Origin of the sequence: Pseudomonas sp. SM4, assembly GCF_051913165.1 — a bacterium.
GTDB lineage: Bacteria > Pseudomonadota > Gammaproteobacteria > Pseudomonadales > Pseudomonadaceae > Aquipseudomonas.
This window is the reverse complement of sequence record NZ_JBODOE010000010.1, coordinates 168,025-188,167: the sequence shown is the minus strand read 5'-3', so window position 1 is coordinate 188,167 and position 20,143 is coordinate 168,025. Positions and strand designations below refer to the sequence as shown.

The following is a 20,143-nucleotide window of genomic DNA, read 5'->3' as shown; positions in this document are numbered from 1 at the left end:
CCGATTTTGCCGCAAGGACGCTTCGCATCATGGTTGCCCCACGTTCACTGTTTTTCGCCTGCCTGTTCGCCACGGCCTCGGCCAGCGCTGCGCCGTTGAGCTGCCAACTGCAGGACCCGACACAGAAATACCTCATCGACGTGCGTGTCGAGCAACCACCGGTAGCAAGCTTCGATCCGGTGGCGGCACACATCGTCCTGCGCGATAAAACCAGCGGTGCGGTTCTGCAAACCCTCGAAACTGCCGACGCTGCCGAGCTGCTGAAGACTGACGGCACAGGGCCAAGCCTGCGCTGCGACAACCAGCAACTGTTGGTGTTTGGCGACTTCAATTTCGATGGTCAGCAGGATGTGGCCGTGCGCAACGGCAATGACGGTGGCTACGCTGCCGCTTCCTACGATATCTACCTGTTCGATGCGGCGAATCCGGTGTTGATTGCGAACAAGGCATTCTCTGCGCTGACCCGCGAGCCGAACCTTGGCATGTTTGAGGTCGACAGTGCAGGCAAGCGTCTGATTACGCGTTCGAAAAGCGGCTGCTGCTGGCGGCAGCAGGCGAGTTGGGAGATTCAGGACAAGCTACCGGTGCGTGTAGCGGAGACCATCGAGGTGGCGCAGGCGCCTTCCGAAGGCAGTCCGTTTATGCCTAAGGGCTACACCGAAATCACCCAACGGGATTTGAAGGGCGGTCAGTGGGTCGAGCAACGTCGTCTCGAAGGGCCGATTGGAGAGGCGCCGGTGATGTTGCGGGGGAAGCTGGACGAGAAGATCGCTTTCCAATTGTGGTGGCAGTTGCAGGGCGGCGTTTATGTCGGCGAAGTGCGCTATGTCAGCGGCAGCGGCGTGCCCATTCGCTTGGTCGGCGAACCTTACGACGATGGCGGCATTGCCTTGCATGAAATCAGTGATGAGGGCGCGATCACGGGTAACTGGTTCATTGACGGTGAGCCCGATGAACAAGGTTTTCAGGGCGGGATGTGGCACAGCGGCACCAAGTCGTATGTTATTCAAGCGCGGCCGACAGCGTTTCATGTTGCGCCGCAAAAATTCGCCGCTGTTGCGGCCAGCGAGCGCGAAGGGCGCTACGTGATGGTGACCGACGATGGGCGCTCCGCGTGGTTGACGTTGAAAATCAGCAAAGATGCGCAGGGCAGCGAGATCGCCTCGGTGCAAATGGCGGTCACGCAGCCAGGCAAACCCGCCAATCAAGTGGTTGAACAATGGCCTTTGCAAGCGGGCAATCTGATCATTGGCCAAAAGGAAGTCGCCGAGCCGCTCTATCGCGTGCGTTTGCTCGATGGTGTTGTCCGTGTGGAAGCTTTCGGTGAATACGGCGATTTTCGCGGCACTTACCTGAAGCAACCGTAAATCGGCGGCAACCTCAGAAATCCCAGCGCGCAGTCAGTTGCAGGCTGCGCGGTTCGCCATAGAACCCGGTGCCAAAGTTGCCGAGCCCGGTGTAGTAGGTCTTGTCGAAGAGGTTTTTGACATTGAGCGTGGTGCTCAGGTGGTCGTTGAAGCGGTAGCGTGCCATGGCATCGACCAGGTAATAACTGTCCTGAGTGATGCGTACGTTCTGGCCTGCTGTGGGCTGGAACACGTTGCCGAAGAACTCACTCTGCCAACTGACGCCGCCGCCCAGGGTCAGATTCTGCCAGGCGCCGGGCAGGCGATAGCTGCTGAACAGTCGCACCAACTGCTCCGGCGCGGTGGTTTGCAGGATTGAGGCATACACCGGGTCGCCCTTGGCATCGCGGGTGTGGTTGTAGGCATAGCCGGCGGAGAGGTTCCAGCCCTCAGCGATTTCGCCGGCCACTTCGAACTCGAAACCTTTGGTCGTTGCACCCTGCACGGCGCGATACACCGCCTGATTGTCGAAGCCGCTGACCTGCTCGGCGACGTTGTCCTGTTCGATGCGGAACACGGCAAAACTGGCGTTGAGCCGGCCCTCGAAGTATTCGGCTTTTATCCCCGCTTCATAGCTGTCGCCTTGCACCGGGTCGAGCACCTGGCGTGAGGCGTCCTTGCTCAGTTGCGGCTGATAAATGCGTGTGTAGCTGGTGTACAGCGAGTACGTGTCGTCGAGGTCGTAGACCGCGCCGGCGTAGGGTGTGACCACGCCGGTCTGGCGATAGCCGTCGCGGACATTGGCGGTGTTCGGGTCGCGATAGTCGAGGTGGTCGCTGGCGCTGAAATCACTGACACGTGCGCCGAGAATCAGCGCCAGATCGTCGCTGGCCTTCAAGCGCGTCGAGGCGTACGCGCCGGTCTGGCGTTGGCTGATGGCGTCGGTGCCGATCTGCGGGATGTCGGGTTTGGCGAACGCGCCGTGCCAGGCGAAAATGCTGGCGCCCAGCGCCGGATAAACCGAGCCGTACACCGGGTTGTCCTGGCGGGTGTTCATCGACATGAAACCGACGATCAACTGATGCTCGCGACCGAACAGGCTGAACGGTCCGCCGAGGTTGAGATCGACATTGTCCTGCACCTCGTCGCCCTTGAATTTGCCCATGTACAGGAACATGCCGTCGCCGGTCAGCGGGTCCGGATTGCCGCCGCTGGCGGAGCCGAGCAGGGTGTCGTGCTCACGGTGTTTGCGGTCGTAGCTAAGCTTCAGCGTCCAGTCGTTTTGCAGTTGCCGGGTGAGGGCGGCGAACAGCGTCTGGTTGCTGAAATCCCTGCGGCTCCAGTCGGTGGCCGGGTTGAACGAACGCGAGAAATTCGTCCGCGTACCGTCGCTGTAGAACATCGGGAAACCGGTCCAACTGGCGCCGCGTGAACGGGTGTTCTGCTGATCGAAACCAAGGGTCAGCAGGGTGTCCGGGGTCAGGTCGGCTTCGACAATGGCGTAGGCGATGTCCTTGCTGTTCTGGTAATGATCGGCGTGGGCGCTGCGTTGCTGATGGACACCGACAAAGCGTGCGCGCAGATTGCCGCTCGCGGTTAATGGGCCGGAGACGTCGGCCTCACTGCGGTAGTTGTCCCACGAGCCGACGCTGCCGCTCAGGGATGCCTTGAACGCTGGGGTTGGACGTTTACGGATCAGGTTGACCGTGGCGGAGGGGTCGCCTGAACCGGTCATCAGGCCAGTGGCACCCTTGATGATTTCGACCCGGTCGAAGGTCGCCATGTCGGTGCTGGTGGTGCCGTAATCGTAGACGCCGTCGTAGTCGGTATTGACCCCGTCGTACTGGAAATTGGTGATCGGCGCGCCACGGCTGGAAAACTCCCAACGCTCACTGTCGTAGTTCTGCACACTGATGCCCGGCGCGCGGCGCAGCACGTCGGCGATGCCGGTGGCGCCTTGATCGTCAAGTTGCTGGCGAGTGATCACGCTGATCGATTGCGGGGTTTCGCGCAGGGACAGTGCCAGGCCGGTGGCGGAAGAGGTCTGGCCGGTGGTGTAGGCGTGGGTGTCTTCGCTGATGGCGCCGAGGGTTTTGCCACTGATGGTGGTGGCGTCCAGTTGCAGCGGATCTGCAGTGGCTGCGCTGCGCAAGACATAACCGCCGCCACTTTGTTGCTGGGCTTGCAGGCCGCTGTCCTTGAGAAGAATTTGCAGGGCTTGTTGCGCGGAGTATTCGCCGTGAAGACCGGGGCTGCGCTTGTCGGCGGCGAGGTCGTTGTGGCCAGCGATGAACACCCCGCTCTGTTGCGCAAAGCGGTTAAGCGCTGAAACCAGTGAGCCGGCCGCGACTGAATAATGCTGCTTCTGCGCCTCTGCCCACGCACTCGACGCGCACAGCCCCGGCACGGCAGACGCCAAAGCCAGGGCGAAACGAGTACGGGCGAGGGTGAAGCGCAACATGGAGTTCCCGGGGGCGATCAACGAAGTGAGGGTTGCTGAGGGTTAACCGAATGAAAAAGCCAAAAGGGAACCACGTGGTGAAAAAAGTCCTCAGGCTTTCGGCCCGATGCTGACCCACCAGTTGAAGGTCTTGTCGACACGGATCGGCAGCGCCGCTTCCAGCAGGCGCAAGGCTTGATCGGTGTCCGTGAGCGGGAACGAACCCATCACCGGCAGCGCCGCCACGGCCGGATCGCAATGCAGATGCCCCGGTCGATAACGGCTGAGCGCGTCGATCAGTTCGCCCAGCGGCGTGTTGTCGGCCAGCAACAGGCCTCGGTGCCAGGCTTCGCGGGAGGGATCAGCGGCTGTCGCGGTGTTCAATCGGCCCGTGCTGAAGGCCATTTGCTGACCGCTCTGGACCACCTCGGTTTCACCTTGGCGGTTGTGCACTTCGACCGCGCCTTCGTAGACATTGAGCACGGTGTTGCGCTCGTTCTGCTGCACGCTGAAACGCGTCCCCAGCGCGCGCAATCGACCATGTTCGGTCTCCACCCAAAAGGCCCGGCCGAGGTCTTTGGCCGTGTCGATCAACACTTCGCCGGCGCGTAATTGCAGCAGTCGCTGATGGGCGTCGAAACGAATATTCAGTGCGCTCAACGCGTTGAGCCAGACCCGGCTGCCATCGCTCAATGTGGCTTCGCGGGTTTCGCCGGTGCCCGTCGAGAGGTCGGCCGTCAAGCGATCGACCGAATCCATCAGCGGCGTATTGCGCCCGACAGCCCAGCCCGCCAGCCCGGTCGCCGCAATAACCAACAAGCCTTTAAGTGACTGGCGGCGGCTGATCGCGTGGCGTGCGTTATTACGCAGGGCGTGGCTGCTGGCCTCGTTTTCGCTCTGCAACGGCGCAAAGCGCTGGCCAACGCGTTCGACATAACGCCAGGCTGCCTGATGCTCCGGGCTTTGTGCGAGCCAGGCCTGCCAACGCAGACGCTCAGGCTCGGCGACCTGTTCGTCATGCAATTGCACGTACCAGTTCGCCGCCTGTTCGAGGGAGGCATGGCTGAGCGTGTTCAGCGGATTATTCAATGAGCAGACCGTCGAGTTCGGCTTCGAGGATCGCGCAGTGCATCATCGCCTGCGCCAGATACTTCTTGATCATCCGCTCGCTGACGCCAATCTGGTCGGCAATCAGTTTGTAAGGCATGCCATGCAGTTGCGCGAGGATAAATGCCTCGCTGACTCGCGGCGGCAAGCGCTGGAGCATGGCGTCTACTTCGTGCAGGGTTTCAACGATGATCGCTTGCTGTTCGGGCGAGGGTTGCAAGGCTGGCGGACGGCTGGCGAGGGTGTCGAGCCAGGTCTGTTCCAGTTGCCGACGGCGCCAGTGATCGACGCACAAACCGCGGGCGATGGTCGCCAGATGCGAGCGCTCGTGGACTTCGCCATTGAAGGTTTGCGGGCGCTTGAGCACGCGGATAAAGGTGTCGTGGGCGAGGTCGGCGGCATCCATCGCGTTGCTCAGGCGTCGACGCAACAGCTCGTGCAGCCAGCGGTGATGGCTGAGGTAGAGATTCTGCACAAGTGAGGTGTCGGCGACCGTCATCAGAGCAAGCGTCCAGAACGACCGTGATCGGTATAAATAGGAATGGGTCGCGATTAAAGCAAAAGGCTGGATGGTGTGCAAATGATATTGGTTTGCTTTTAGGCAGTGGGGTTCTGGTTTTTTTGCGGATGTAGTCGTAATAACTCTTGCTGGAGTCAAATTGACTTTTGGTTACCCGTGTCAAATTGACTCTCGTCGGCTCAGGTGCTTGATTCTATTGGGCTAAAAAACTGGCACGAGACTTGAAATACATAACGTACCCACCGAACGGATCAGGAGTACGCCGCCATGCTCACCTTCTTCGAAAGCCCGCTGCATGTTCTGCACCTGTCGAGCAAAGTCCTCGCTGCAGGCCTGATCATGCTGCTGGCCGGCATCTACGGCGCCTACCTCTACAACGGCCCCATGCCGATTGCCCTGCTGGTGGCGATGCATGCGCTGACCATCCTCGGCCCGACCCTGATCAAGATCGGCTACGTCATGCGCCTGCTGGCGCAATACCGCCTGCGCGGGCCACGACTGGTCCCGCAAGCTGCCTGACTCCCACAGGTTTATGGGGTGCCCACAAATCCCGATGACAACTGAAATCACTGTGGGAGCTGGCTTGCCAGCGATGAGGCCGTTCCCTTCAACATCAATGTTGCCTGACCCGACGCCATCGCTGGCAAGCCAGCTCCCACAATGATTGGGGGTGTTTTCGAATGTCAGCGCCGCTCAGCGACGATCAGTAGCGCCTGCGGCACCGGGCTTTGTGGGTGTTGGGGTTCCTGCAGGCTGATCAGGCGGAAGCCGGCCATGTCCAGCGCATTGAACCAGCTCGACAACGTGCGGAAATACCACGGCATCGGCTGCCACTGGCCTTTGAACCCGACGAATGATTCTTCGCGCCAACCATCCTGATAATCGCCTGCCGCTGCTGCCCATGGATGCAATGTCTGAATCACCAGCGCACCACCGGGAACCAGCAGCACATTCATCGCGGCCAGTAGAGGAATAATGTCCTGGTGCAGCAGCGAGAAATTCGCGCAGATCAAATCGAAGTCACAACCGATATCAACCTTGGCTTCGACCAGCGCGTCGTAGTCGGCGACATGCACCGTCGAAGATCCGCCCAGACGCGCCGCTTCAACCAGCGTCGCATCACCGTCCACGCCCACCGCAGCGATGCCCAGGTCCGCCAGCGCCCGCAACAACCAGCCTTCGCCGCAACCCAGATCAAGCACATGCTCCGGCTGGCGGCCCATGATCGCCAGCAGAATCGCCTGATTGGTCACCTGTTGACGGCTTTCGATGCCGCCGCTGCGGATCACTTCGATCCAGGCATCGGCGTTGTCGTGCCAGCTCTGCAAAAGGCTGGATTCGGGGGAGGGCATGGCGGTTTCCCGACGATTGAAAAACCCAGTATGGACGATGATCGCAAGCTAGGGCTTGTAGATCAGCGCATCCACCACAACCCCGAACGCAGACGAATGTTCACGGCGATTCGGGTAATAAAGATGATAGCCGGCAAAGGGCTGGCACCAGTCCTCCAGCACCCGCACCAGACTGCCGTCGGCCAGATTCCCGGCGACCATGTCTTCGGGCAGAAAGCCCAGACCGCATCCCGCCACCGCTGCGCGCAGAATCGGCACACTGCTGTTGAACGTCCATTGCCCTTCAACGCGCGCCTTGAGTTCGTGACCGTCCTTCTCGAAATCCCATTGCATCAGGCTGCCATGCGTCGGCAGACGCAGATTGATGCAATTGTGCGCGGCCAGATCACCCGGCTCCCTGGGAAATGACCGCCCCCGAAAGTACTCAGGTGATCCCACAACTGCGATGCGCAACGACGGACCGATCGGCACGGCGATCATGTCCTTGGCCACCTGATCGCCCAGCCGCACACCAGCGTCATAGCGCTGCGCGACGATGTCGGCGAGCGCGTAATCGACGGTGATTTCGACCTTGATGTCGGGGTAGTCGGGCAACACCTTCAGCAGCTTCGGCCAGAGAATATTGTTCGCCGCATGCTCGGAGGCCTGGATACGCACATTGCCGGCCGGGGTGTCGCGAAACTCGCTGACCGCTGCCAGTTCCAGTTCGATCTCGTCAAAGCGTGGCGCCATCGATTGATACAAGCGCTGACCCGCTTCGGTCGGCGATACGCTGCGCGTCGTTCGCGTCAGCAGGCGCACACCCAATCGGCTTTCCAGCGCGCGCATGGTGTGGCTCAGTGCCGACTGCGAGACGCCCAGTTGCGCGGCGGCGCGGGTGAAGCTGCCTTCGCGAGTGATAACCACGAAGGCTTGCAGGTCGTTGAGGTTGGCGCGGGACATTGATGAGAGCCTCTCATGAGGAGCGCGTGATTATTCCATGTAAGCAGGTCGCACACGGATGCGCGACCCTCAAAGCGCTCATCACAGGGTGCGTGCGTAGAACTCGCTCAGTTTGCCGATCGCCGCATCGACATAACGCGGCACCCAATAGGTTTCGATGTGCGTGGCGCCATCGAGTATGAACACTTCCTTGTCGGTCGTGCCGGTGGCTTTGGGGAACGCATCCTGAGTCATGTACAGGCTGTCGGCCTTGCTGCCGGCGATCATCAGCAACGGTTGGTTGATCAACTCGATATGGTCGGTGGCGTCGAAACGCATCAGGTCAATAAGGCTGCTGGTGGTGTATTTGAAGGTCGAGTTCGGGTGCGCATGGGTCTTCCAGTAGTACTCGTAGCCTTGGCGATACAGCTCGAAGGGCAGTTTCGCGATCTGCTCATTGGTGAGGTTGGCATCACCCGAATACAACACCGCGCCGCCGGCCGCTTCTTGCGCGCGGGCTGCTGATGCTTGTTGCAAACGTTGCTGGATGCTGTCGATTTGCGAGTCGTTATAGCCGTTGCGGCGCACCCGACCCGAGTTGAACATGCTCACCGTCGCCAGCGATTTGAAGCGTTTATCGGTTTGCGCCGCCGCCAACGAATAACCACCGCCGCCACAGATGCCGAGCAGGCCCAGACGCTTGTTATCGACGCCGGCAAACTGACTGATGAAGTCGGCCATGCCGTGGATGTCTTCGATGCGATACGCCGGTTTATCGATGCTGCGCGGCTGACCACCGCTGGCGCCCTGATAGGCCGCATCGGCAGTAATGGTGATGTAACCCTGTTCGGCCAGGCGCTGGGCATACAGCCCGGCGACTTGTTCTTTTACGCCGCCATTGGGGTGTGCGATGACCACGGTCGGGTAGGTCTTTTTCGCGTCGTAATTGGCCGGGGTGTAAACGTTGGCGGCGATGTCCAGGCCGTTGAGCTTGTAGCTGACCGGGTGGATGTTGACCTTGCCCGCTTCGTTCTTGCTGATCGCGCCGTCGTAGGCGAGGGTGAACGGGTTCTTTTTGTAGTCGGCGGCCAAGGCTTCGCCGCCCGAGAGGCCGACCAGTGCCGACATGAGCGTGGCTTTGAGGGTGTTTTTCACGTGAAGCTCCTGAGCAATCAAAAGGGCGGCAGTTGCAAAAGTGTCTGGGTCAGTCCAGCTGTTTTTCTTTGAGGAATTGCGCGACCAGGTCAGCGATCTGCACGTTGTTCAGATCCGACATGGGGAAGTGGGTGTTGCCGTGGATGCCAATCTCCGGCAGATGGATCAGGCGTACATCGCCGCCGTGGCGATTGACCGCATCACGCCACAGTCGGGCCATCTTCAGGCGTGCGCGCCAACTGTCCTGAGCGGGCAGGTCGACCGCCTGTTCCGGGATGTTGTCGCCGTAGAGGATCAGAATCGGAATGCGCGTCAGCGCCATGAACTGATCCATTGGCACCGCTGCGCCTTGCACCGTGTCGAACGCGCTGGGGATCGGCGCCGGCACTTCACCGTCAGCAAACACGAAACTGCTGCCCGGTTCGAACGCCACGATGGCTTTGACCTTGTCGTTCTTGATCGCCGTCAACCAACCCGGCCCGCCACCTTGGGAATGGGTGAACAAGATGCCTGGGCCGACTCGGTCAAAAATTGCTGATACGCCGTCGGACACCACGCCCATGTCGAACGGCCCGGTGTTCGGCGTCATCGCCCGGAAAAACTGCTCGCGGGTCTGAGCGTCCTGTGCCACTTGCACGCCGTTGAAATAGTTGGGCCACAGGCCGATGCGAAACTGGTTGAACCACAGCTGTTCGTCCGGCACCGGTTTGATTGTGGTCTCGACCATGCTGCGCCCGGCGTCGCCACGCCGTGGTTGATCGATCAGATAAACGCCGTAGTGGCGACGCAGGAAAATGTTCTGAAAACCTTCGCGGCCATCGGCGGTGGTTTCCCAGGTCTTGGAAAACTGACCCGCACCGTGCCACATGACGATGGGCAGTTTCCGCGCGTCGGCCGGGATCTGGTAGAACGCGTAGGCGTGATCACCGTGATAGGTCTGACCGTCGGGCATCATCGGTTTGCGTGGATCGAATATGCCCGCCGCGGTGGTCATCGTGCCGCCAGCGGCGAAACTGCCTTGCTTCTGAATCAGCAACGGGCCTTCGGGATGGTTCGCACACGCGGCCAATGCGCCGAACAGGGTGATCCCCAGCAGGTGTTTTGCCGATTTCATGTCATTTTCCCGAGGCCGGGAGGGCTTGGGTCAGCGCTGCGTTGGCCCGTTCGGCAGTCTCAGCATCGCCATGTTTTTTCAGCAGTTCGGTGACTTGGCGCAACTGTGCCGCGCTGAGCCCGACGCGCAGGCTCGCCGCCATGTGCGAGCGCAATTGCGATTCCACGCCCGGCGTCGCTGCCAGCGCGCCGACGGTGGCCAGTTCGCGGCTTTGCCAGTCGAGGTTGTCGCGCTCGAAGATATCGCCGAACAAGTGGGTTTGCAGAAACTGGTTGGCCACCGGCGCGAACTCGAACACCGGGCCTTTGACCGGAGCGCCGGAGATCTTCGTTTGATTCGCGGTGCCGGCGGCCAGCAGTTCATCACCGACTGGAATCGCCCGGCTCGGCTCACGCCCCGGCGCATCTTCGATGCCGCGTTGTTTGCGCGCCTGTACCACGGTCATCAGCTCGTTCAAGGCGTTGAGGCTGCGCGGGAAACCGACGTAGGCGTAGAGTTGCACGAGAATTTCCCGGGTTTCGCTGATGCTCAGGCCAGCATCGAGACCTTGATTGAGGGCTGCGTTGAGGTTGGGCATGTCACTGGTCGCCATGAACGCGGCGATCAGTGGAATGGTTTGTTGTTTACTCGACAGTGCTGCTGCGCTGACTGGCGTGCTGGTCATGGTTTGCGATGCCTCGGCTGCTTGAGTGGTAACGCTGAATATCGCCCCGACGCTCAGGCAGAGCGCCATGAGTGCGGGGAGGGCAGTGCGGTTGCGTGGGTCAGTGTTCATCGTGAAAGGCTCCATCCATTGCAGGTCACTGCGGTGTCGCTGGATCGTACGGAGGATGTTTGGGGCGATTAACCCCGAAATTGCGCATGGACTCCTGAGCAGAACTCATGAGTCGGCTCGGCGCTAAACGCTGAAATCCTGACGCGGCCCCGCTGGTGTGGGGCCTTGATGTCGTTTGCCGATTTGTTGCGAAAGTGCCGGCAGGAAACTTCGACACATTCCGTAACTTCATTGGCCAGCGTATTGCGCCTCTGAAACCTGTTCTGCCCAAGTGACAGTCTTGCCATCCTCGGCTTCAGCGATGGCGATGTGGGTCATGCCGTTGCTGGCGGAGGCGCCATGCCAATGGCGGGTGTGCGGCGGTATCCAGACAATGTCGCCCGGGCGAATCTCCTGGCGCGGGCCACCTTCTTGCTGCACATAGCCGACACCAGCAGTGACGATCAGCGTTTGCCCCAGTGGATGGGTATGCCACGCCGTGCGTGCGCCGGGGTCGAAGGCCACCGTGCCGCCACCGATACGCGCCGGCGGTTCACCTTTGAACAGACCATCGACGCGTACGGAGCCGGTAAAATTTTCCGCCGCGCCCTTGATCGAGGGCTGAGCGCCGTTCGGGGTAATGCGGATTTCGCTGGCGGCCCCGGCCTCAGCGGTCATGAACGACAAGGCAACAAATGGCGCAATTAATCGATTCATTGGATGAACTCCGGTCAGACAGTGAAGTGATCCCTGCAGCGAACCGCCGTGGCAAGGCAAGTGATCGCCTAGCCCTTGAGAGGGTTATCCGATAGCCAGCCGTTCACGCGTTCCATGGTTCTGCGCTCCTGTTCGCCCTCCATTACAAAACCTTCGATCAGCCTGGCATTGGGCGCGTGCTGTTCGAGGACACTGCGGCTATTGCCCAAACCAAATCCACCATGGGTGTTGAAGGGGATGAGGGTCTTGCCGGTCAGGTCGTGGGCGCTGAGGAATGCGCGCATGATCGGTGGGGCGGTTTCGCCCCAGATCGGAAAACCCAGATAGATCGTGTCGTAGTCGCTGAGGGCATGAACCCTGTTTCGCAGCTCGGGTTCGAAGCCGCTGTCGCGCTCCTGACGCGCCTGCTCCACGGTTTGCAGATAGTCCTCGGGGTAGGCGCGGGCCGCGCGAATCTCAAAGAGATCGGCACCCAGTCCACGTTGAATCAGCCCGGCGACCACGCGGGTATTGCCGGAGCGCGAGAAGTACGCGACCAGAATCCGCGAGCCCGAACGCGGTGTTTCACTGGCACTCTGCGTGTCGGCGAGCGACAACAGTGGGGCGCTGGCCAGTGCCGCGATAACGGTGCGCCGCAGCGGATCGTGATCGTGGCTCATCGGCCGACGCGCGCCTTGAGGGCTTCGGGATAACGCTCGCCTTCGATGCGAATCTGCGCCAACGCGGTGTCAATTGCCTTGAGTTCAGCTGCGTCGAGCATGATGTCCGCGCCGCCGAGGTTTTCTTCCAGGCGATGCAGTTTGGTCGTCCCCGGAATCGGCACAATCCACGGTGCCTGTGCGAGCAGCCAGGCCAGCGCGATCTGCGCGGGTGTCGCTTGTTTCTGCGCGGCGATCTGACGAATCAACACCACCAGGCCCTGATTGGCTTGCAGCGCCGCCTGGCTGAAACGCGGGACGATGCTGCGGAAGTCATCGCTGCCGTAAGTGGCCTCGGCCGACACCGTGCCGGTGAGAAAACCTTTGCCTAGTGGGCTGAACGGCACGAAGCCGATGCCCAGCTCCCAAAGCGTCGGCAGGATTTCCTGCTCGGGCTCGCGCCACCACAGCGAGTATTCGCTTTGCAGCGCCGTGACTGGTTGCACTGCATGGGCACGGCGAATGGTTTGCGCACCGGCTTCCGACAGGCCGAAATGCTTGACCTTGCCTTCGCTGATCAAATCCTTCACCGCGCCGGCAACGTCCTCGATCGGCACGTTCGGGTCGACGCGGTGCTGGTAAAGCAAATCGATGTAATCGGTTTTCAGTCGACGCAACGAACCCTCGACGGCCTCCCGAATGTGCTCGGGGCGGCTGTTGAGAATCTGCTGCTTATTGTCGTCGCCGAAGGTAAAGCCAAACTTGGTGGCGATGACCACCTTATCGCGAACCGGCGCCAGTGCTTCGCCGACCACTTGCTCGTTCAGGTAAGGGCCGTAGACCTCGGCGGTGTCGAAGAACGTCACGCCTCGGTCAACGGCTGAGCGGATCAGTGCGATGGCTTGTTGGGTATCCGTGGCCGGGCCGTAGCCATGGCTCAGGCCCATGCAGCCAAAGCCGAGGGCGGATACTTCGAGTGAACTGTTGCCGAGTGTGCGCTTGTGCATGTCGATCTCCCGTTGGGCGTGGGGAGAACAGTAAGCGAGGTGGCTGGTGAGGACTAGACGGGTAAATCGGGATGGCTTGATGAGTTCTGTTCATTAATCGACAGAGGGGGCAAACGCGAAAGTGAGGGGGTAACCCCTCACTTATTCGGTCTGGTGATTATTGCTGGGGGCGACCAGATAGACCGGGCGAAATGGAGGCGAGCTTGGTGGAGCGCCCAGTGCTTCGGGTCGCAGGTAGTAGTCGAGGGCGCGGTCGGTTGCCTCTTTGGCCTTTTGCGGGTCAAGCGCGGGGTCGTGAGGGATTGGATCGGTGGGCGGTGGATTTGGCGTGATCTTGAACATAGATAAAGCTCCAATTTGAAAAAATGGGAGCCATCAGCCTCGCTACCAAACGGCGGGTGTCGGCCATGCGCGGGTTGGTAGACCGGTCAAATCGAGAAACCCGGCGCTCACGGATGAGCCCCACGCATGCCCACCATACAAAGCCATACCTCAAAAAAGGAGACAGCATCGACAGTGTCGCAACAACGACAATTTAAAGCGGGCTACCAAACCCGATCACTGTTTTGCAGTGACAGGCAAACGATATAGCCCTGCCCATAGCCGTGTAAGCCGGCGGATTCTGGCGTACGCGTAGGTAATGGCGCAAGGTGTTGTAGGGAGGAGGGCGTAACGGGTTGTGTTATTTAAACGTATCTGCTTAATCGTGTTTATGAACGCCAGACGAAGTGAACTGCCGGGTACTTGGACTGCGACAACGAGGGTCGTGTAGGTTTAGCCATTTTGTATCTATTAGCACCACGTCAAACGTTATGAGCGCCGAGTAACTGTATGATTGCGCAATTTATTCAAGGGTCTTAGCAAGGAGCACCCATGATCACTGAGCTGTCGCTCGAAAATTGGAAGAGCTACGAGAAAGCCATCCTTTATATCGATCCACTGTCAGTGCTTGTGGGCACCAATGCCAGTGGTAAGTCGAACGCCTTGGACGCGCTCCTGCTGCTCAATCGCTCCGCGTCCGGGATTATGCTGACTTCAGCCTTGCAGGGTGATGGCGTCCAGATCCCACTGCGAGGCGGCATCGAATGGGCGGCTAGGCGACCGGGTTCTATTTTCGCTTTGGCGGTCACCTGTCGTGCCGACGACCTGACGGATTACGAATACCGTCTCGAATGCAGCATTCGAGAGAATCGTTGCGAGTTGCAGGCAGAACAGCTCGTTCGAGTGAAGTATCGACTGGGCAAGGACGGTATTCGAAAATCGCCAGCTGGCAACATCAAGTTGTTCCGCACGGATGCTGGTGCGGAGGACTCGCCGACAATCGTCGCGCGTCTTTACAATGAAAAAAAGGGCTCTCCACGCCAGTTGAGTCGGACCAACTCAGTCCTTTTTCAGTTGGTTGGGCAGAAGTTGAGGCAGGAAATCCAGGATGGCGTCAACCTGGTCATTTCTTCGCTCAGAGACATTTTTATTCTCGACCCCATCCCCTCGCACATGCGGGGTTACTCCTCTCTTTCGGAGCGACTGGAGTCAGATGCGCGCAATATCGCTGGTGTGCTGGCGGCATTACCTGAAGAAAAGAAAGAAGAAATTGAAGCAGTACTGACCCGATACGCAAGCAAACTACCCGAGCGAGACATTCGAAGGGTATACGCAGAAACGGTAGGGAAATTTAACTCTGATGCAATGCTTTATTGTGAAGAGTTTTGGCGAGACCAAGGCGAAACCCCGACTGTTGATGCTCGTGGTATGTCAGATGGCACACTGCGGTTTCTTGCGATCCTGACTGCTTTGCTCACTCGCCCACCCTCAAGTTTGCTGGTCATTGAGGAGGTGGATAACGGCCTACATCCATCGAGGGCGCGCTTACTCCTGGACATGCTTAAAAGTGTAGGCACTCAGCGCGGCGTAGATGTTTTGGTGACTACTCACAATCCGGCGCTCCTGGACGCCATGGGCAACGAGATGGTGCCTTTTATTACGGTAGCCAATCGAGATCCGTCTACAGGTCATAGCGTACTCACCTTGTTGGAAAGCCTTGAGCAGTTGCCGAAACTATTAGCTCAGGGGCCTATAGGGCGCCTTACTAGCCAAGGACTGATTGAGGAGAGTATTTCCAACGCGCAAACCGCATTGGCAGAAGGAGTTGCCGAATGAGTAAGCGCATTTTGATCATGGACACCTCAGTACTGTGTCGCTGGCTACAAGTTCCGGGGAAAGCAGAAGCAGGTCCGGCAGCGGATCGCTGGAACCATGAGCGAATCAGTAAGTTGATCGCTTTGGAACTTGAGTCAAAGAGCACGTTGGTTCTGCCTTTAGCGACTCTGATCGAGACGGGTAACCATATAGCCCAAGCCCCTGCTGAGCGGTTCGAGTGCGCCACAGCCTTGGCGGGTTATCTTCGCGAAGCCGCAAGTGCTACATCGCCTTGGGTGGCATTCACAGAGCAAACAGTCTTGTGGCAATCGGAGAACCTTCACGCCCTCGCTGATGCATGGCCAAAGCTTGCTGCCGAGAAACTGACCATCGGTGACACCACCATCAAGGACGTGGCGGAGTACTATGCCAAGGCCGGGTACTCAGTTGAAATTCTGACAGGGGATGCTGGCTTAAAAGCGCATGAACCAGCACAGCCTGTAAATGTTCCTCGGCGCCGTCGCTGAATGTCAACGCAAGTGGCTGGTCTAGCTGAAAAAACAAGACTGCCTTGATGCTGACGGGATTGAGAAAAGGCCGTTTTTTAAAAGCGGCCTTTTTAGTACTTCAAGGATAGCTGCCGAGGTTTGCACAACTGCTATGTTTCAACGGTGAAACAGGTAAACAGAGGACCGGTACTATGAACCGAGTTACCGGGGGATGCCTATGCGGCGATGTCCGCTTCGAAGTGACAGGTCAGCCCTACCGTGTCGGCATCTGCCACTGCCTCGACTGCCGCAAACGCCACGGCACGCTCTTTCACACTTCGGCAATATTTCCCGAGGATGCGTTGAAGGTCACTGGCAAAACCCGCGACTACAACGGCCGGTTTTTCTGCCCACGCTGCGGTTCACCCGTGTTCACGCGCTCGGCAGACGAAGTTGAAATCAACGTTGGATCGCTGGATGAACCGGATCAGTTCAAACCCACTTACGAACTCTGGACGATTCGCCGCGAGGCGTGGCTGCCGGCGCTGCCACTGGCTCACCACTATGACCGTGATCGCGAAAACACTGGCCGAACCGAAGATTAATTGCAGCCCACAATCTGCCTGTGTAGGAGCTGCGGAACGCTGCGATCTTTTGACGTTGATTTTCAAGGCGCAAAATCAAAAGATCGCAGCGTTCCGCAGCTCCTACATTGTTCAGCCGCGAATAAAGGCTAAAAGATCCGCGTTGATCGTCGCCGCTTCTGTCGTCGGCATCCCGTGCGGAAACCCCGGATACGACTTCAGCGTGCCATTGGGCAGCAACTTCGCTGACAACGGCCCCGAGTTCGCATACGGCACAATCTGATCATCCTCGCCATGCATCACCAGCACCGGCACCGTGACCTTCTTCAAGTCCTCAGTAAAATCCGTCTGCGAAAACGCCACGATCCCGTCGTAATGGGCTTTTGCGCCGCCGATCATGCCCTGACGCCACCAGTTGGCAATAATCCCCTCTGAAGGTGTAGCCCCTGGCCGGTTGTAGCCATAAAACGGTCCGGTCGGAATATCCCGATAAAACTGCGCGCGATTCGCCGCCAAATTCGCCTGAAATTCATCGAACACCGATTTCGGCAGCCCACCCGGATTGCTCTCGGTCTGCACCATCAGCGGCGGCACCGCACTGATCAGCACGCCTTTGGCGACGTTGTCCTGACCATGCCGGGCGATGTAATGAATGACCTCGCCGCCACCGGTCGAATGGCCGACATGCACAACATTCTTCAGGCCCAAATGATTGACCACCGCCAGCGCATCATCCGCGTAGTGATCCATATCGTGCCCGTCCCAGACCTGGCTCGAACGCCCGTGCCCACGGCGATCATGGGCAACCACCCGAAAGCCTTTGCCGAGAAAAAACAGCATCTGCGCATCCCAATCGTCCGAGCTCAGCGGCCAGCCGTGGTGGAAGTGGATCACCGGCGCGTCCTTCGGACCCCAATCCTTGTAGAAGATTTCGACGCCGTCTTTGGTGGTGACAAATCCCATGTTCGCTACTCCAGACCAATGTGATGGATAACCCGCGTGGTGGGCGCGGACCGGTTTCGCTCATGACGTGGCTTCTAATGGCTCAGGTGCGAGCCGTTATCAACTGTAGGATTAAAGTCGACATCTGCATGACCGGTGGTCGCAACGTCTGGCTTCAAGCGCAAATTAGGCTTTGCTGAAAGGGATAAGCCGAGGCGCGCGTAGGCATTGATGGCCACAGCGGCGCCCCTTCAGAACACCGTGAGTCTGAGGAAATCCCCCGATGCTGACCTTGAATATCAATGGCAAGGATCAGGAGCTCGATGTCCCCGCGGACATGCCGTTGCTCTGGGTCCTGCGCGACGTCGCGCACCTGACCGGTACCAAATTCGGCTGTGGCATGGCCCAGTGCGGGGCCTGCACCGTGCACGTTGACGGGGCACCGCTACGGGCCTGCATCACGCCCGCAACGGCTGTGGCCCACGGCCAGAAAATTCTCACCATCGAAGGCCTGTCCACCGACGGTTCGCACCCGGTGCAGCAAGCCTGGGCCGAACTCGATGTGGTGCAGTGCGGTTACTGCCAGTCGGGGCAGATCATGTCTGCTGCCGCGCTGCTGGCGAAAATCCCCAAACCCACCGACAGCGATATTGATCAGGCGCTTTCCGGCAACATCTGCCGCTGCGGCACCTATCCGCGAATCCGCGCGGCAGTAAAGCGTGCTTCGGAAATCGGCTGATTGTGTTGGGAGATAGACGATGAACAGTCCTGTATCGCGTCGGGGTTTTCTCAAAGGCAGTGCCGTGTTGGGCGGCGGCCTGGTGGTGGCGTTTGTCGTCCCCGGCGGGCACAAGTTTGCCTATGCCGCCGAGAACGAAGGCAAGGTCTTTGCGCCGAATGCGTTCTTGCGCATCGCGGCGGACAACAGCGTCACCGTGCTGCTCGGGCATTCGGAGATGGGTCAGGGCATCTGGACCGGCCTGACCATGTTGATTGCCGAGGAGCTGGACGCTGACTGGTCGAAAATCCACGTCGAGCATTCCCCCGCATCGGCGGCGGATTACGGCATGCCGGGGTTTGGCGGCATGCAGATTACCGGCGGATCGACGTCGACCTGGATGGAGTTTGATCGCTATCGACTGGCGGGCGCGACCGCTCGGCAAATGTTGGTTGAAGCAGCGGCGAAGCGTTTTGAAGTGGCGCCCTCGGCGATTCGCACCGAGTCAGGCGTGGTGATTGCTGGCGACAAACGCGCCACTTACGGCGAATTGGCGGATGCCGCCGGGCAACTGCCGGTGCCGGATCCGAAGTCGATCACGTTCAAGGAAGCCAAGGACTGGAAAGTCATCGGCAAACCGACCAAGCGCCTCGACACGCCGGAGAAAATCACCGGCCGCGCGAAGTTCGGCATGGACGTGCAGTTTGAAGGTTTGATGACGGCCATGGTCGCGCGCGCGCCGGTGTTCGGTGCCAGCGTCAAATCCTTCGAAGGCGCCGAAGCACTGGCCGTGCCGGGCGTGCACAAAGTGGTGCAGGTGCCGACCGGTGTCGCGGTGATTGCCGATCATTATTGGGCGGCGAAATTGGGCCGGGATGCGCTGAAAGTTGATTGGGACTTGGGCCCGCATGCGGATCTGAGCAGTGAAAAATTGCTGGAGAGTTTCCGCAAACTGGCCACGACGCAAGGCACGTCAGCCAGTCAGGCCGGGGATGCCAAGGGCAGTTTTGGCAAAGCCGTGAAGAAGATTGACGTCGAATACAGCGTGCCGTATCTGGCTCACGCGCCGATGGAGCCGCTCAACTGCACAGTGAAGATCAGCGCTGAAAAATGCGAAATCTGGACCGGCACCCAGTTTCAGACCCTCGATCAAATGGTCGCCGGCAAGATCACCGGGCTGAAGCCGGAGCAGGTGGAAATCCACACTGAATTCCTCGGCGGTGGTTTTGGCCGTCGCGCCAACCCGACCTCGGATTTCGTCGCCGAAGCGGTGCAAGTGGCGAAAGCCGTCGCGATGCCGGTGAAAACCGTGTGGTCGCGCGAAGACGATATTCGTGGCGGTTATTACCGTTCGATGTTCCTGCATCAGGCGAAAATCGGCTTGGGCGCTGATGGGTTGCCGTCGAGCTGGCAACACGTGCTGGTCGGGCAGTCGATCATGACCGGCACGCTGATGGAGGCGACGATGGTCAAGAACGGCATCGACCCGACTTCGGTCGAAGGCGTTGCCGATAGCCCTTACGTCAAAGGCCTGGCCAATCATCAGGTCGATCTGCATTCGCCGCAGACCGGCATCAATGTGTTGTGGCTGCGCTCGGTGGGCCATAGCCATACCGGTTTCGTCATGGAATCGCTGATCGATGAAATGGCCACGGCGGCCGGTCAGGATCCGGTCGAGTACCGACGCACCTTGCTCAAGGATCATCCACGGCATTTAGGCGTTCTGAATCTAGCGGTGGAGAAAGCCAACTGGAAAGCACCGTTACCGGACGGTCATGCCCTCGGCGTCGCCGTACACGAATCATTTGGCAGTTACGTGGCGCAGGTCGCCGAAGTGTCGCAGGACAATCTGGCGATCCGTGTGCACCGCGTGGTTTGTGCGGTGGACTGCGGGATTGCGGTGAACCCGCAGAGCATCGCCGCGCAGATGGAATCGTGCATCACCTTTGGCCTGGGCATGGCGCTGCACAGCAAACTGACGCTCAAGGACGGTGCGGTGTTGCAGTCCAACTATCACGATTATCAGGTGCTGCGGCTCAACGAGATGCCGGTGGTCGAAGTACACATCGTGCCCAGCAGCGACAAACCCGGCGGCATCGGCGAGGCCGGTGTGCCGCCGACCGCACCGGCGGTGGCCAACGCGGTGTTCGCCCTGACCGGGCAACGCTTGCGTGAACTGCCACTGCAACTGTCGGGGGTGTGAG

At 59.5% G+C, this 20,143-nt stretch carries 19 protein-coding genes and 1 pseudogene; 7 read left to right on the top strand and 13 right to left on the bottom strand.

Features of this window, described 5'->3' with window-relative positions; all coding sequences use genetic code 11:
- The first annotated feature begins 29 nt into the window (after nt 1–29).
- Nucleotides 30–1,367, top strand: a complete 1,338-nt coding sequence (locus tag ACQ4MY_RS19580) for an XAC2610-related protein (protein WP_440096184.1) — start codon at nt 30–32, stop codon at nt 1,365–1,367.
- Between the two features lie 13 nt (nt 1,368–1,380).
- Here the strand turns inward: ACQ4MY_RS19580 and ACQ4MY_RS19575 are convergent, their stop codons facing one another.
- The 3 genes from ACQ4MY_RS19575 to ACQ4MY_RS19565 form a co-directional block, all read right to left on the bottom strand.
- A complete protein-coding gene (locus ACQ4MY_RS19575) occupies nt 1,381–3,807 on the bottom strand; it encodes a TonB-dependent siderophore receptor (protein WP_440096183.1) in 2,427 nt (808 codons plus the stop codon).
- Nucleotides 3,808–3,897: 90 nt separating this feature from the next.
- The gene (locus tag ACQ4MY_RS19570) at nt 3,898–4,875 is read right to left on the bottom strand and encodes a FecR domain-containing protein (RefSeq protein WP_440096182.1); all 978 of its coding nucleotides are present in this window, start codon (nt 4,873–4,875) and stop codon (nt 3,898–3,900) included.
- Nucleotides 4,868–5,392: a sigma-70 family RNA polymerase sigma factor gene (locus ACQ4MY_RS19565; protein WP_008086700.1), complete on the bottom strand. Its 525-nt coding sequence runs from the start codon at nt 5,390–5,392 to the stop codon at nt 4,868–4,870. Before ACQ4MY_RS19565 ends, ACQ4MY_RS19570 begins: the two co-directional genes overlap by 8 nt.
- A 288-nt stretch (nt 5,393–5,680) precedes the next feature.
- On the opposite strand from ACQ4MY_RS19565, the gene ACQ4MY_RS19560 reads away from it, so the two are divergent.
- Complete coding sequence (locus ACQ4MY_RS19560) at nt 5,681–5,932, top strand: transmembrane sensor/regulator PpyR (protein WP_440096181.1); 252 nt, start codon at nt 5,681–5,683, stop codon at nt 5,930–5,932.
- Between the two features lie 164 nt (nt 5,933–6,096).
- On the opposite strand, the gene ACQ4MY_RS19555 is transcribed toward ACQ4MY_RS19560, so the two are convergent.
- The 9 genes and pseudogenes from ACQ4MY_RS19555 to ACQ4MY_RS19515 all read right to left on the bottom strand — a co-directional run.
- Nucleotides 6,097–6,765, bottom strand: coding sequence for a class I SAM-dependent methyltransferase (locus tag ACQ4MY_RS19555; protein ID WP_008086703.1), 669 nt, complete (start codon nt 6,763–6,765; stop codon nt 6,097–6,099).
- 48 nt (nt 6,766–6,813) lie between these two features.
- Nucleotides 6,814–7,707, bottom strand: a complete 894-nt coding sequence (locus ACQ4MY_RS19550) for a LysR family transcriptional regulator (RefSeq protein WP_440096180.1) — start codon at nt 7,705–7,707, stop codon at nt 6,814–6,816.
- Nucleotides 7,708–7,788: 81 nt separating this feature from the next.
- Nucleotides 7,789–8,841, bottom strand: a complete 1,053-nt coding sequence (locus tag ACQ4MY_RS19545) for an alpha/beta hydrolase (protein ID WP_440096179.1) — start codon at nt 8,839–8,841, stop codon at nt 7,789–7,791.
- 49 nt (nt 8,842–8,890) lie between these two features.
- Nucleotides 8,891–9,835, bottom strand: a complete 945-nt coding sequence (locus ACQ4MY_RS19540; RefSeq protein WP_440096245.1) for an alpha/beta hydrolase — start codon at nt 9,833–9,835, stop codon at nt 8,891–8,893.
- A 121-nt stretch (nt 9,836–9,956) separates the two neighbouring features.
- Nucleotides 9,957–10,730: a carboxymuconolactone decarboxylase family protein gene (locus ACQ4MY_RS19535; RefSeq protein ID WP_440096178.1), complete on the bottom strand. Its 774-nt coding sequence runs from the start codon at nt 10,728–10,730 to the stop codon at nt 9,957–9,959.
- Nucleotides 10,731–10,958: 228 nt separating this feature from the next.
- On the bottom strand, nt 10,959–11,426 hold the full coding sequence (locus ACQ4MY_RS19530; RefSeq protein WP_008086708.1) for a (R)-mandelonitrile lyase: 468 nt from the start codon (nt 11,424–11,426) through the stop codon (nt 10,959–10,961).
- Between the two features lie 68 nt (nt 11,427–11,494).
- Complete coding sequence (locus tag ACQ4MY_RS19525; RefSeq protein WP_440096177.1) at nt 11,495–12,085, bottom strand: flavodoxin; 591 nt, start codon at nt 12,083–12,085, stop codon at nt 11,495–11,497.
- Entirely contained in the window at nt 12,082–13,071 is a 990-nt protein-coding gene (locus ACQ4MY_RS19520) for an aldo/keto reductase (RefSeq protein ID WP_440096176.1), read from the bottom strand. The genes ACQ4MY_RS19525 and ACQ4MY_RS19520 overlap by 4 nt, the downstream gene beginning before the upstream one ends.
- A 147-nt stretch (nt 13,072–13,218) precedes the next feature.
- Nucleotides 13,219–13,413, bottom strand: a pseudogene (locus ACQ4MY_RS19515) (DUF6124 family protein); the annotation flags it as partial.
- 531 nt (nt 13,414–13,944) lie between these two features.
- Between ACQ4MY_RS19515 and ACQ4MY_RS19510 the strand changes: the two are divergent.
- The 3 genes from ACQ4MY_RS19510 to ACQ4MY_RS19500 all read left to right on the top strand — a co-directional run bounded on the left by ACQ4MY_RS19510 (nt 13,945) and on the right by ACQ4MY_RS19500 (nt 16,300).
- Nucleotides 13,945–15,228, top strand: coding sequence for an AAA family ATPase (locus tag ACQ4MY_RS19510; RefSeq protein WP_440096175.1), 1,284 nt, complete (start codon nt 13,945–13,947; stop codon nt 15,226–15,228).
- The gene (locus ACQ4MY_RS19505; protein ID WP_440096174.1) at nt 15,225–15,734 is read left to right on the top strand and encodes a hypothetical protein; all 510 of its coding nucleotides are present in this window, start codon (nt 15,225–15,227) and stop codon (nt 15,732–15,734) included. The genes ACQ4MY_RS19510 and ACQ4MY_RS19505 overlap by 4 nt, the downstream gene beginning before the upstream one ends.
- A 173-nt stretch (nt 15,735–15,907) precedes the next feature.
- Nucleotides 15,908–16,300 (top strand): GFA family protein, encoded by a 393-nt coding sequence (locus tag ACQ4MY_RS19500; protein WP_440096173.1) that lies wholly within the window; start codon nt 15,908–15,910, stop codon nt 16,298–16,300.
- A gap of 111 nt (nt 16,301–16,411) precedes the next feature.
- Here ACQ4MY_RS19500 and ACQ4MY_RS19495 read toward each other — a convergent pair whose 3' ends face one another.
- A complete protein-coding gene (locus ACQ4MY_RS19495; RefSeq protein WP_440096172.1) occupies nt 16,412–17,242 on the bottom strand; it encodes an alpha/beta fold hydrolase in 831 nt (276 codons plus the stop codon).
- A 262-nt stretch (nt 17,243–17,504) separates the two neighbouring features.
- Here ACQ4MY_RS19495 and ACQ4MY_RS19490 point away from each other — a divergent pair, with 262 nt between their 5' ends.
- Nucleotides 17,505–17,960 carry a (2Fe-2S)-binding protein gene (locus tag ACQ4MY_RS19490; protein ID WP_003224136.1) on the top strand — a complete coding sequence of 152 codons (456 nt, stop codon included), beginning with the start codon at nt 17,505–17,507 and terminating at the stop codon, nt 17,958–17,960.
- A gap of 19 nt (nt 17,961–17,979) precedes the next feature.
- Nucleotides 17,980–20,142 (top strand): molybdopterin cofactor-binding domain-containing protein, encoded by a 2,163-nt coding sequence (locus tag ACQ4MY_RS19485; RefSeq protein WP_440096171.1) that lies wholly within the window; start codon nt 17,980–17,982, stop codon nt 20,140–20,142.
- The last annotated feature ends 1 nt before the right edge of the window (nt 20,143 follow it).